Origin of the sequence: Amphritea sp. (assembly GCF_016744155.1) — a bacterium.
Lineage (GTDB): Bacteria > Pseudomonadota > Gammaproteobacteria > Pseudomonadales > Balneatricaceae > Amphritea.
The window spans coordinates 1-12,419 of the sequence record NZ_JADGEW010000023.1 but is presented as its reverse complement, the minus strand read 5'-3'; the positions used below and the strand labels follow the sequence as shown (position 1 = coordinate 12,419).

13 protein-coding genes, 4 tRNA genes and 1 pseudogene are annotated in these 12,419 nt (G+C 46.8%); 15 read left to right on the top strand and 3 right to left on the bottom strand.

The window, feature by feature from the left end; all coding sequences use genetic code 11:
• Nucleotides 1-82 precede the first annotated feature (82 nt).
• Nucleotides 83-841 carry a 5'-methylthioadenosine/S-adenosylhomocysteine nucleosidase gene (gene mtnN, locus QZZ54_RS15210; protein ID WP_290703692.1) on the top strand — a complete coding sequence of 253 codons (759 nt, stop codon included), beginning with the start codon at nt 83-85 and terminating at the stop codon, nt 839-841.
• A gap of 35 nt (nt 842-876) precedes the next feature.
• A complete protein-coding gene (locus tag QZZ54_RS15205; RefSeq protein ID WP_290703690.1) occupies nt 877-2,055 on the top strand; it encodes an alanine--glyoxylate aminotransferase family protein in 1,179 nt (392 codons plus the stop codon).
• A gap of 82 nt (nt 2,056-2,137) precedes the next feature.
• Here the strand turns inward: QZZ54_RS15205 and QZZ54_RS15200 are convergent, their stop codons facing one another.
• Complete coding sequence (locus tag QZZ54_RS15200; protein WP_290703688.1) at nt 2,138-2,668, bottom strand: TlpA disulfide reductase family protein; 531 nt, start codon at nt 2,666-2,668, stop codon at nt 2,138-2,140.
• Nucleotides 2,669-2,750: 82 nt separating this feature from the next.
• Here QZZ54_RS15200 and QZZ54_RS15195 point away from each other — a divergent pair.
• A pseudogene (locus QZZ54_RS15195) lies at nt 2,751-3,623 on the top strand (NAD(P)-dependent oxidoreductase); the annotation flags it as partial.
• 175 nt (nt 3,624-3,798) lie between these two features.
• Nucleotides 3,799-3,942, top strand: coding sequence for a hypothetical protein (locus QZZ54_RS15190; RefSeq protein WP_290703684.1), 144 nt, complete (start codon nt 3,799-3,801; stop codon nt 3,940-3,942).
• 41 nt (nt 3,943-3,983) lie between these two features.
• Here the strand turns inward: QZZ54_RS15190 and QZZ54_RS15185 are convergent, their stop codons facing one another.
• The gene (locus QZZ54_RS15185; protein ID WP_290703683.1) at nt 3,984-4,919 is read right to left on the bottom strand and encodes a DUF1853 family protein; all 936 of its coding nucleotides are present in this window, start codon (nt 4,917-4,919) and stop codon (nt 3,984-3,986) included.
• A 97-nt stretch (nt 4,920-5,016) separates the two neighbouring features.
• Between QZZ54_RS15185 and QZZ54_RS15180 the strand changes: the two genes are divergently transcribed.
• From QZZ54_RS15180 to QZZ54_RS15150, 7 genes are all read left to right on the top strand, one after another.
• On the top strand, nt 5,017-5,331 hold the full coding sequence (locus QZZ54_RS15180) for an excinuclease ABC subunit C (protein WP_290703681.1): 315 nt from the start codon (nt 5,017-5,019) through the stop codon (nt 5,329-5,331).
• 25 nt (nt 5,332-5,356) lie between these two features.
• Nucleotides 5,357-7,243 (top strand): excinuclease ABC subunit UvrC, encoded by a 1,887-nt coding sequence (gene uvrC, locus QZZ54_RS15175; RefSeq protein WP_290703679.1) that lies wholly within the window; start codon nt 5,357-5,359, stop codon nt 7,241-7,243.
• A gap of 54 nt (nt 7,244-7,297) precedes the next feature.
• Complete coding sequence (gene pgsA / locus QZZ54_RS15170) at nt 7,298-7,846, top strand: CDP-diacylglycerol--glycerol-3-phosphate 3-phosphatidyltransferase (RefSeq protein ID WP_290703677.1); 549 nt, start codon at nt 7,298-7,300, stop codon at nt 7,844-7,846.
• A 112-nt stretch (nt 7,847-7,958) separates the two neighbouring features.
• Nucleotides 7,959-8,034, top strand: a tRNA-Gly gene (locus QZZ54_RS15165).
• Between the two features lie 52 nt (nt 8,035-8,086).
• Nucleotides 8,087-8,160: transfer RNA gene (locus tag QZZ54_RS15160), tRNA-Cys, on the top strand.
• A gap of 10 nt (nt 8,161-8,170) precedes the next feature.
• Nucleotides 8,171-8,257 (top strand) — tRNA-Leu (locus QZZ54_RS15155).
• A 41-nt stretch (nt 8,258-8,298) separates the two neighbouring features.
• Nucleotides 8,299-8,374: transfer RNA gene (locus QZZ54_RS15150), tRNA-Gly, on the top strand.
• A 41-nt stretch (nt 8,375-8,415) separates the two neighbouring features.
• Here QZZ54_RS15150 and gap read toward each other — a convergent pair.
• Nucleotides 8,416-9,420 carry a type I glyceraldehyde-3-phosphate dehydrogenase gene (gap, locus tag QZZ54_RS15145; RefSeq protein WP_290703675.1) on the bottom strand — a complete coding sequence of 335 codons (1,005 nt, stop codon included), beginning with the start codon at nt 9,418-9,420 and terminating at the stop codon, nt 8,416-8,418.
• Between the two features lie 188 nt (nt 9,421-9,608).
• Between gap and QZZ54_RS15140 the strand changes: the two genes are divergently transcribed.
• The 4 genes from QZZ54_RS15140 (at nt 9,609) to QZZ54_RS15125 (ending at nt 12,050) form a co-directional block, all read left to right on the top strand.
• Nucleotides 9,609-10,469, top strand: coding sequence for a DNA-binding protein (locus tag QZZ54_RS15140; protein ID WP_290703673.1), 861 nt, complete (start codon nt 9,609-9,611; stop codon nt 10,467-10,469).
• A gap of 20 nt (nt 10,470-10,489) precedes the next feature.
• The gene (locus QZZ54_RS15135; RefSeq protein WP_290703671.1) at nt 10,490-10,948 is read left to right on the top strand and encodes a response regulator; all 459 of its coding nucleotides are present in this window, start codon (nt 10,490-10,492) and stop codon (nt 10,946-10,948) included.
• Nucleotides 10,949-11,048: 100 nt separating this feature from the next.
• The gene (locus tag QZZ54_RS15130) at nt 11,049-11,714 is read left to right on the top strand and encodes a response regulator transcription factor (protein ID WP_290703669.1); all 666 of its coding nucleotides are present in this window, start codon (nt 11,049-11,051) and stop codon (nt 11,712-11,714) included.
• A 57-nt stretch (nt 11,715-11,771) separates the two neighbouring features.
• Nucleotides 11,772-12,050 carry a hypothetical protein gene (locus QZZ54_RS15125; RefSeq protein ID WP_290703667.1) on the top strand — a complete coding sequence of 93 codons (279 nt, stop codon included), beginning with the start codon at nt 11,772-11,774 and terminating at the stop codon, nt 12,048-12,050.
• The last annotated feature ends 369 nt before the right edge of the window (nt 12,051-12,419 follow it).

Sequence of the window (12,419 nt, the reverse complement as noted above, 5' to 3'; positions counted from 1 at the left end):
TTTCTGCTTTTGGTCTATTGTCCAACCGTACAAATTGCGTATCCTTACCTCTTTATATTATTTAGTGATGGAATCACCCCGGATGATCAACAACATCTCCTTTTCTGAGCGGCTCAAGGCTCAGTCTAATCAGCTTAAAATTGGTATTATCGGCGCCATGGATGAAGAGGTCGAACTGCTGAAGGAAACTCTGGAGGGGCGACAGGAATATACCATCGCCGGTTACAGTCTTTATACCGGATCTATGCATGGTATTGAGGTGGTATTGCTCAAGTCTGGTATAGGTAAAGTGAATGCCGCTATTGGCACCACGCTAATGCTGCAAGAGTTCCAACCTACTTGTGTGATTAACACCGGGTCCGCTGGAGGCTTCTCTGAAGAGCTGGAAGTAGGGGACGTTGTAATCTCGACTGAAGTACGTCATCACGATGTTGATGTCACTATCTTTGGTTATGAGCATGGCCAGCTTCCTGGTTTGCCTGCCGCGTTTATTCCCGATAATTTTCTGGCGGATGTCGCCCAGCGCTGTATCTCACGCATGGAGGGTATTAAAACCGTCCAGGGACTGATCGCCACCGGTGATTCCTTTATGAACTGTCCTGAGCGGGTAGCTAAAACCCGTGAACATTTCCCGACTATGAAAGCGGTTGAGATGGAAGCGGCGGCTATTGCTCAGACCTGTCATCAGTTTGATATCCCATTTATTGTAATCCGCTCTCTGTCGGATATAGCTGGGAAAGAATCCAACCTTTCATTTGAGCAGTTTCTGGTTGTTGCCGCTAAGCATTCAGCTGAGATGGTGATGGCGATCGTACAGACGATTGCCGATGAAGCTGCATAATTAATATTTAAAATAACGATAAAGAGCAACGGAAAATGACAAAATCTTTCTATCCACCGCTGCGCACCCTGATGGGGCCAGGTCCTTCAGATGTCAGCCCTCGCGTTCTTGCAGCAATGGCCCGCCCAACTATTGGTCACCTTGATCCTGAATTCATCCGTATGATGGATGAGGTCAAGCAGATGCTGCAGTATGCATTTAAAACTGATAGCCCTCTGACTATGCCGATCTCTGCTCCTGGCTCTGCCGGCATGGAAGCCTGTTTTGTAAATCTGGTTGAGCCCGGTGATAAGGTTATTGTTTGTCAGAACGGTGTATTCGGCGGTCGGATGAAAGAGAACGTTGAGCGCTTCGGTGGCATCGCTATCATGGTTGAGGATGAGTGGGGCAAACCGGTTGATCCGGCTAAGGTTGAATCCGCATTTGCTGCGAATAGTGATGTTAAAATATTGGCATTTGTTCACGCTGAAACCTCAACCGGTGTACTCTCTGATGCCAAACATTTATGTCAGATAGCACGAGACAACGGCGCGCTGTCTATTGTTGATGCGGTGACCTCCCTGGGTGGTTCAGAGTTAGATGTTGCTGGCTGGGGTATCGATGCTGTTTATTCGGGCACACAGAAGTGCTTGTCCTGTCCTCCGGGCATCTCTCCTATTAGTTTCAGCGAGCGTGCAGTTGAGGCGATTGAAAAGCGTCAATCCAAAACACCGAGCTGGTTCCTGGATCAGAAGTTGGTTATGGGGTATTGGGGTGGCGGTGCTAAGCGAGCTTATCACCATACTGCGCCGGTAAACTCACTCTATGCGTTCCATGAGTCTCTGGTGATGCTGGAAGAGGAAGGCCTTGAAAATGCATGGGCACGTCATCGCCATCACCACGACGCTTTACGCGCAGGTCTGGAAGCGATGGGGATCGGCTTCCTGGTAGATGAGCCTTACCGTCTGCCTCAGCTTAATTCTGTATTCGTCCCTGAAGGGATAGATGAAGCGAAAGTTCGTAGTCAGCTGCTGGCTAACTACAACTTAGAGATTGGTGCTGGTTTAGGTGCTTTGGCCGGTAAAGTATGGCGTATCGGTTTGATGGGTTCTGCGTGTAATAAACAGAATGTGCTGCTTTGTCTCAGCGCGTTGGAAAACACGCTATCTGGGATGGGCGCTGATATTGCAAAGGGCCAGGCACTTACTGCAGCAGAAGCGTTTTACGCAAAGTAAGAACGGATAGTTAGAAATAAAAAAGGGGCCATATAAAGGCCCCTTTTTTTGTCTCTTATTTACCTGCGTATATACATACAAATTATTCTGATTGATCTATCAGCGCTTGGAGTGCCTCAACATTACCCGGATGATCCCACTCTCGGGCGCCGACAATGGTTTCAATCAGGTTGCCCTCAGTGTCTAGCAGAAAACTGGATGGCATCCCCTGGATTTTCATATCAGTAAAGGCACGGCCCATGTCATCAAGGTAGACGGGGAGATCAAATTCAAAGCTTTGTTCCATCAGAAAGCTTTCTACCGTTGTCGCGCTTTGGCCCATATTAATAGCCACTATTTGAAATTTATCAGGCTCAAACTGCTGTTGTAAACGCTGCATTGAAGGCATCTCTTTTATGCAGGGTGGACACCAGGTAGCCCAGAAATTTACCAGCACCACACCCCCCTTATATGTATTCAGGTCTTGGCTGTTGCCTTCTATGTCAGTCACCTGAAGTTTGTCATAAAAGCTGTCGGCTGCTGACGCTGCGGTTACAAAAGAGCATAAAAAAATAAATAGCGTAGCCCCGCATAATTGTCGCACGGTTTTCTGAGGTGTTTTAGATGGCATCATAGGGCCCTGAAAAATAGTGGTGTTTCTATACTCATAGCATAGAATACTCTGATGATAACAACAGTCAGCCTCTGGGTGGAGTAGGAAAAGTATGAAAGTTGCATTTATCGGTCTGGGCGTAATGGGCTATCCAATGGCAGGCCACCTGGCGCAAGCCGGACACGAAGTAACCGTCTATAACCGCACAGCTGCAAAAGCTGATCAGTGGTGTCAGCAACATAAAGGGTCTAGTGCTGCGACTCCGGCGGAAGCCGCGCGGGATGCGGAGATTGTTTTTACTTGTGTGGGTAATGACGAAGACCTTCGTCAGGTCGTGACTGGAACACAAGGTGTATACAGCAGTATGGCGCAGGGCGCTGTATTAGTAGATCACACAACGGCTTCTGCAAAAGTAGCCCGGGAGCTGGCAGAAATTGCCTCTAAGCAGGGATTTGAATTTCTTGACGCACCGGTTTCAGGAGGCCAGGCAGGGGCAGAGAACGGTGTTCTGAGTATTATGATTGGTGGCCAAGAGCCGGCCTATAATACTATTGCGCCTGTTATTGATTGTTATGCGAAGTCTGCAAAATTGCTAGGGCCTGCCGGTAGTGGTCAGCTGGCTAAAATGGTTAATCAGATCTGTATTGCTGGCCTGGTACAGGGGCTTGCTGAGGGAGTGCACTTTGCGAAGCAAGCGGGACTTGATGCTTCTGAGGTATTTGATGTTATTCAGCATGGAGCGGCTGGTTCCTGGCAGATGGTTAATCGTCATCAGACAATGATAGATGACCAGTTTGATTTTGGTTTCGCCGTGGACTGGATGCGTAAGGATCTGAACATAACCCTTGATGAAGCCCGTAGCAACGGTGCTCAGTTGCCCGTTACAGCACTGGTTGATCAGTTTTATGCAGAAGTTCAGAAACTGGGCGGAAATCGTTGGGATACTTCTAGTCTGGTTAAGCGGCTGGAGCAGTAGTCGTCTAATCGAACGAGCGGCATGAGTGTGCCGTTCGCTCAAAACTCTGTAATACGCCTTTAGGGCTATTGTACCTGAGGGCGGATGCTCTATAATCGCGCCTTATAACTAATTATGATAAAAACCACATAAAACATCCGTATTTAATATTACGGAGACGAATGAGGACAGTTCTATGGCCGATAAGTATACTATGATCTCTTTTGCACCAAGCGTAGCGCTCGTTGCAATAATGGTAGTGGGTAGTTTTGTTGCACTACATTACCTGCGTAAGTGCATTGCCAAAGATGCAGCTAAAGCATCACAGCGCGCTGATTAATAGATTCGAATTAATAAAAAAGCAGCCTAAGGCTGCTTTTTTTATGTCTGTAAGTTCCAGTTATCTGGAACGGTAAAGCCACGATCAACCTCCAGCCATAATTTCTTGCCTGCATCGTATTCAAGCCGGGCAATTAAAAGGGGAGTAGTAATGCTATCAGTCGTCTTAATCAGCTCTGAAAAGGAGATAGTTTCCTGAAAGCTGCATTGAGCCATCGCCAGCCAGCGTGGTTTCATCAGAACGACATAGCGGCTGTCCTGGTTAAGCTTTTCAAGCTCGCTTGTACGAATCCACCATCCTCGCAGATGGTTCTGGCTGATCGGTGCGGGTGCCCGGTAATGTTGCCACTGTTTATGTGGGTAAAACAGAAAGCCTCGCAACAATATAGAGTGGCGGTCCGGTAGCAGATCTAATGCTATCGCCTGGTTTTTCCCCGCATCAGTGTTAGACAGATTGATCTGATGTGTCGTTAGGCGTTGCCATTTACGGTCCAGCCTGTCAGAGCGATTAGGGCCAATAAAGTCTTTAAGCTGGCAGGTATCAGGGTCGTCTGATGTGCAAAGATAATACTTAACAGCGGCTTCCAGGTGGATTTTAATGCCATCCTGCATCGCCATCAGAAAGTCATATTCACCAACGGTAGTTTTATCTCTAGATACTTGAATATTGCATTTAATATCAGTGGGATGCATAAATAACTTAAGATAAAGTCTTACTAAATCTTCGAAGTAATACCCTAGCCTAAAGCGTGCTTGTTGGCGTAACTTGCTGAGTAACTGTTCTGGGTTATTATCGAGTAGCGCCAACTGCTGTTCAATTTCAGGGGTGTCGAACAGCCAGTCAACGGATAGTTGATCGGGCAGCTCCATGAGTGAGGGGCTACGTATGAGCCAAAACAGATCGCGGACGATCTCTTGTTGGTAGATAGTGCCTGAATCCTGAGGATAATCAGAGCAAAGCTCAGACGGTCTGGTCATATCATTCTGCGCATAAAGCATAGGTTCACATTAACGCGAAAAGCTCATACAGTAATACAATGATTTTCACTTTACTCTACTTTTACCAGGATGTCTCATGGCTCTAAAAAACCGTCCTACAGAATTCAAAGTTCCACTAAACGAACAGGATCGCCATCCTATGATGGGCGAGTCGGATATTAATACTATTTTGCTTAATGGAGCTCAGATAGCGCTGACTAAACTGAAGCGCGCTCAGAGCTTTAATGCCAGGCTTTACTACTATGCTGAAATCAGTGTCTTTCTTGAGGTTAGTTTATCCCGGGGGGCAGGTATCTCTGATACAACTCGGAAGCAACTGGAGGTTATTCATAAAGACGCGACTCATATTCACATGGATGCTAATAAGTTATTGAATATCCTTGAGGTCTAGAATAGAGCGCAGTTAGAATAGGCCGATGAATGATACCTCAGACAACAGCTCTCTGACTGAATTGCATCAGCAGGATACGCAAGACGCCTTAACCGGCTTCGATAGTAAGGCATTTCTATCCCGGCTAACCCGCAGACCCGGCATCTATCAGATGTTTAACGATAAAGGAGAGATTCTTTACGTGGGTAAAGCTAAGAACCTGAGAAACCGGGTTAGTAGCTATTTTCGCAGCACCGGATTGAATACCAAGACTGTAGCGCTAGTAAGCCGAATAGCGGATATACAAGTTACGGTTACCAACAGTGAAACAGAAGCGCTGCTGTTGGAACAAAATCTGATTAAAACCAATCGTCCACCCTACAATATTCTGTTGCGGGATGATAAATCTTACCCTTATATTTTTGTATCTACCGGGCAAGAGTACCCTGCAGTGCGTTTTCACCGGGGGGCTAAACGGCAAAAAGGCCGGTATTTCGGGCCATTCCCCAGCAGTGGTGCGGTTCGGGATAGCCTGGCTATTATGCAGAAAGTGTTTCGCATTCGTCAGTGCGAAGAAAGTTTTTTTAAAAACAGATCGCGTCCCTGTCTTCAATATCAAATTAAACGTTGCAGCGCTCCCTGTGTCGCTATTCCCAGTCCTGAGTCCTATCAGACAGATATTCGTCATGCGATGATGTTTCTCGAAGGGAAAAATAGCACCATTATGACCGAACTGGCTTCGCAAATGGATGACGCTTCAATGTCGCTTAACTTTGAAGATGCCGCGATCTATCGGGATCAGATTTCTAGTCTGCAGCAGGTGCAGGAACAGCAGCATGTTAGCGGCGCGAGTGGTGATGCTGATGTAATAGGTTGTGCCCAGCAATCAGGGGCTGTCTGTATGCATATGCTGTTTGTTCGAGGCGGACGCGTGATCGGCAGTAAGGTATATCACCCTCGATTTAGTATTGAAGAAACGCCGCCTGAGTTGCTGTCGGCCTTTATTGCTCAGTGGTATCTAGGTAGTGGTCGGGAAATCCCCCCGGTTATGATTACCATTGAAGAAACCGCAGACCGTGAAATTCTTGAAGAAGCGCTGACAGAGAAAAGTGGTCGCAAGGTTTCATTGGTGCATCGGGTGCGTTCAGATAAAGCCGGCTGGCAAAAGTTGGCGCAAACCAATGCCGAACAAAACCTGCAAAGTCATCTTGCCAGCAAGCAGAATACTTACAACCGTTACCTGGCGCTTCAGGAAGCGCTACAGCTAGAAGCGGTTCCAAAGCGGATGGAATGCTTTGATATTAGCCATAGCTCAGGTGAGGCGACTGTGGCCTCCTGTGTGGTATTCGATCGTAACGGGCCGCTAAAGTCAGACTATCGTCATTTTAATATTGAAGATATAACCGGTGGTGATGACTATGCGGCTATGCACCAGGCGCTTACCCGGCGTTATACCCGGTTGAAAAAAGGTGAGGGTAAACTTCCTGATATTTTGCTGATTGATGGTGGTAAAGGGCAGGTGACCCAGGCGGTGAATGTGCTCGCTGAACTGCAAATCAATGAGGTTTTGATCTTAGGCGTTGCGAAAGGTAGTGATCGTAAAGCGGGCCTTGAGACGCTAATACTGGGTGATAGTGGTGCTGAAGTGGTGTTGCGTTCTGACTCTCCGGCACTGCATCTGATACAGTACATTCGCGATGAAGCGCACCGATTTGCCATTACTGGTCATCGAGCCCGACGTGGCAAAGCGCGGCGTAGGTCTTCGCTTGAAGGAATCCCCGGAGTGGGGCCAAAACGCCGCAGAGAACTGTTAAAGCATTTTGGCAGTGTTCAGTCTATTGAGACGGCAAGTATTGAAGAAATCGGAAAAGTCTCTACTATAAGCCGCAAAATTGCAGAAGATATATATGCAACTCTGCATCCGGACCCATAACAGCAGCAATAAAGCCGCTAGTTTGCCCCGTTGTAACAGGAAAATAGTACGTCGATGAAAATACCTAACATCCTGACTTTACTGCGTATCATTTTGATTCCTGTATTCGTTATGATTTATTACCTTCCATACGCATGGGGGCCAATGGCTGCGGCCGTTGTTTTTGCGTTTGCTGCAGCGACGGATTGGCTTGATGGTTATCTGGCCCGTAAGCTTAATCAAACTTCGCCCTTTGGTGCATTTCTTGACCCGGTGGCTGATAAGTTGATGGTTGCGACAGCGCTGGTACTTCTGGTTGATATGTATTCGATATGGTGGATCACCATTCCAGCCATTGTTATTATCGGCCGGGAGATTGTTATCTCAGCTCTGCGTGAGTGGATGGCAGGACTAGGAAAGCGGTCTAATATCGCCGTGTCGTATGTCGGCAAGCTCAAGACTGCGCTGCAGATGGTGGCGATCTTTATTATGCTGGGAGCGGTGCCATACTCGTTGTGGTCCTGGATCGGCATTGGTGCACTGTATCTTGCATCAGTACTGACGCTATGGTCTATGTATGTGTATTTAAAAGCGGCTTGGCCGGACCTGACTGACGATATTTGATTAATCGTTATACAGATCTAACTTATTAATCTGATTGCGTTTTTTTCCAGTTGAAAAGTTGTTGACATAAAAGGTGAGCTGTCTATAATACGCACCACTTCTTACGAAGTAGGCGGAATTAGCTCAGTTGGTAGAGCGGAACCTTGCCAAGGTTCAGGTCGTCGGTTCGAGCCCGATATTCCGCTCCAATTACTTTACTTGCACTACTAGAGTAAAGCTTGGAAAGTAAGTAGTTCTTTAGGCGCGGTGGCAGAGTGGTCATGCAGCGGACTGCAACTCCGTGAACGCCGGTTCGATTCCGACCCGCGCCTCCATATTTGTTTAGCCCGGATGATGGAATCGGTAGACATAGGAGACTTAAAATCTCCCGACTGAAAGGTCGTGCCGGTTCAAGTCCGGCTCCGGGCACCATTTATAGACAATCTTCATCTATACTCAGTAAGACAAGCGAAGCGGAATTAGCTCAGTTGGTAGAGCGGAACCTTGCCAAGGTTCAGGTCGTCGGTTCGAGCCCGATATTCCGCTCCAATCGCTTTACTTCTATCATTTCCCCTCAAGTGATTAAATTTCTACTCTTTGAATAGCTCAAGTGTGGTATCCAGCATTCGGTTGGAAAACCCCCACTCATTATCGTACCAAGCAAATACCTTTACTAACCCGCCCATAACCTGGGTCTGAGTACTGTCAAAGATCGACGAAGCTGGGTGATGATTAAAATCAACAGATACCAGTGGCCGCTCATTGTATTCCAGTACGCCCTTAAGGCTGCCAGTTGAGGCATCAAGCATTAGCTGATTTATCTCTTCAACCGACGTTTTTCTTCCCGGTGTAAAGCACAAATCTACCAGTGATACATTCGCAGTAGGTACGCGTACGGCCATACCCGTTAGTTTTCCCTTGAGCTCCGGCATGACAATGCCTACAGCTTCGGCGGCGCCCGTACGGGTAGGGATCATAGAGAGGGCGGCTGCCCTTGCCCGATAGATATCGTTGCTATACGCATCGGTGAGGTGTTGGTCGTTAGTGTAGGCGTGGATCGTGGTCATGATCCCTTCGTTGATGCCTATGCTGTCATTCAGTATCTTAGCTACCGGTGCCAGGCAGTTGGTGGTGCAGGACGCATTGGATATAATCCGATGCTCAGGATTCAGTTCTGAGTGATTAACTCCGTATACGATCGTTGCGTCGGCATTCTTAGCTGGCGCAGATATCAGGACTCGCTTTGCGCCTTGCTCAAGATGCACAGCCGCAGCTTCACGGCTGTTGAAGTGGCCGGTGCACTCATAAACGATATCGATATCAAGCTCAGCCCAGGGAAGAGCGTGGGGATTGGCTTCGCTCAGTATTTTGATTTTATCGCCTGCAACCTCCATGACATCCAGATTGGCACTAACGGGGAAGCTGAAATGTCCGTGCACACTGTCGAACTCAGTAAGGTGAGCGTTAACACTACTGTCGCCCAGATCATTGATGGCGACTATTTGGATGCGTTGGTTTTTGCCTGACTCGTAAAGGGCGCGGAGTATATTGCGTCCTATGCGACCATAACCGTTAATAGCGACTCTGATAGACATGGGCATCTCCTTGTGTGGCTAATGTCTGTCTTTCAGCATAAAACGATTATGAATTAAAACAAAGTAAGTTCTTCATCTCCTAAGCAATGTTTGCTCTTTGAGGCGGGGAGTTGAATCCTATTATATTATTGGTATTAAATATGTATTATGTATTTTTAATATCAAAGTTGAAAAGTAGCATCAAAATTATGACAACGTATGAAAAGGTTTTTGAGGTTGCCGATGGTCTGTTGGCCCAAGGCAAAAGGCCGACTCAGCAGATGGTGCGAAATGAGCTGGGTACTGGCAGTCTTACAACCATCAATAAAGCGCTGAACGATTGGTGGCAAGGTCTTGGGGTGAGGTTGCTCGAGAAAAGTAAGCGCCCGGAAATTCCAGAGCCTGTTTTTGATAGTGCAAATGCGTTATGGCAGCAGGCTTTGGCGTATGCTGAGCATCAGTTAAATGATCAGCGTCAGCAGCTTGAGCAGCGTTATCTGGCGCTGAAAGAGAAGCTCGATGACCGAAACGCGGCAGAGCGTGAAGACTTGCGTCATCTACAGAATATGTCTGACCGCCTCCTTGCTGAGAATCAGCGCTGCCTTGAATCCATCTCAGAATTACAGCAAAAGCAGCTTTCTCAGGAAGAGAGGGAGATGCGACTGGATGCTGAAAATCGAGATTATCGCCGCAAGGTAAAAGAGTATGAAATAACACTGAAGCAACTCGAACAGGGGAGTGGAGTCAATCAGCAGCAAGAATTACTGGAATATCAGCATAAAAATCAGTACCTTGAAGGGGAGTCTTCGAGACTTGAAAAGCATGCTCAAAATTTGCTGGACGAAAACAAGCAATTGAAAGAAACGCTTTTTGATATTGAACGACAAGCAATGAAAGAGAAGCACCAGCTTGAGCAAGTTATAGGGCAGCAGGATCTCCGTTATCGAGAGCTTGAGCAGAGATCTAGCGCAGAATATGCAGACCCATTAATTGAGGCCCGTCTGGGTGAAAAAGATCGTGAGATTGAACGTCTTCACAATCTATTGCAAAGCTTTAACTTAAAGACCTAACTAATTGAATATTTGAGACTATGGATACTTATCTGGATAACGGTTCGTCATACGAAGATATCCTTGCAGGGATTAAAGAATGCGATGCTGAAGGTGCAGTGTGCTGCACTGACGAGGCTGTTTTCTCATTGGCAAAGGTCGTTCTTGTAAAGGAGAAGCTGGCTGGCATTACTTTGCAGTTGGTTGATGAGCAGGGTTACGCTACTCGCCAGGTCACCAGTAAAAAGCCTTCTCAGGACCGGCCCAGTGATAGTCATCTTAGTACGCGTCAGACTGCGGTAATCCGGGCGCTTGAGAAAGTTATGTCACACTGCAGAAAAGAAGGCATTCAGCTTATTGGTTACAGTGATGAGCTGGTTGCTATGCCGGTTGTTGTGCGGGCAGATGACGTGTCCCCAGCGGTTGCATTAGATATTGAAACCCATGGCGTATATCGGGGAGCCGACAGCCTGTTAAATACTGATAATGATCAAGAATAGCTAAAGCAGTCTTTACACACCTAAAGTATCCACTGTAATCCATCGCGTCGCCCGGTATAATCGCCAAACCTCTACGTTTTCAAATGGATCTGAATTGTATATGAGCATGATCAAGATTTTGCTGGTTGATGATCACCCTGTTGTCAGGGCGGGCTTTCAACGCCTGCTAGATAATGACAGTCGGATAGATATTGTTGCCGAAGCAAGTAGCGGTCAGGAAGCCATAGATAAGTATTTTTCAGTTAAGCCTGATATTGTCATTATGGATCTATCAATGCCTACCGATAGCTCAGAAAGCGATACAGCACAGGCTTATGGAGGGCTAGAGGCCATACGTATTATCAGAGCAAAGGACCCGGAAGCTAAGGTTCTTGTGCTAACGGTTATGGAGAGCGAGCCGTTTCCAGCCCATGTGGTTCAAGCGGGTGCCTCGGGTTATCTGACTAAGCGTTGCGCGCCCGACGAGCTTCTCAAGGCTGTTTATGAGATATCAGAAGGGCGCACATACTACGCTGAAAGCATTCGCGAGATGCTTGCTCCAGGCGCTTCTGATAGCAGCTCTCCTTTTAGTAAGTTGACTAAACGTGAATTCCAGATATTCTCCTGCCTCGCTGAGGGACAGTCGGTCGCTTCGATCGCTGAAATGATGTTCCTAAGTCCTAAGACAGTTCATGCTCATCGTGCCAATATCATGCGCAAACTGAGTATTAATAATAATTCTGAACTTGTACATATCGCTATTCGTCATAATATTGTACAAGCCTGAACAATTTGAGTTCAGACTGTAATTGTACGATAGTGAATACAATATGAGGCAGAGCCGATGTATGACCAGGATCAGTCCGAATTAATTATTGAAGCCGATTTTATCTGGCGTGAAATTAACGTCGGTGATCAGATCTATCTTGATGCTGACTTCTACGTTGGCAATCAACGCATGCTTTGCAAGGGTGCACCTTATCAGGTACTAACTAAAATCGATAAAGCCTGTGGTGCTCAGGAGCTTATCGTTCAGTCTTATCAAACCCGTGAATTGATCGCAGTGTCTCCATATTTAGTTTGTAGCTACGAATGCCCGGACCAGCCAATCCTCATTTCCTAAGTCTTTTTTGAACTATTGTTTGGGTTCGCTACTCAGCGAATCCTTCTGTTATAAATACTCCAAATCGCAATTTACGGTTAAGCAGAGCAGGTAATGATTTTACTCTGTTAGCTGTGCGTGCGCAGAGAGGTCTCTGGCTATGATTACCGCCAAAACCTTCAGATTTTTCACGTAGCGCGCATCTGTATTGGATGATTCCAATAACTAGTAGTAAGTCATCGCTTTTGTCTAAACGCCTAAATAAATGCATTATCGATAATTATATGACTACGCATAATATATCCGCCGATTATGTTAAAAAACGGGGCGTAAAATGTCTCTTACGCCCCATACTCTTTATACATAATCCGGCATTATGCGTCAGTTCTG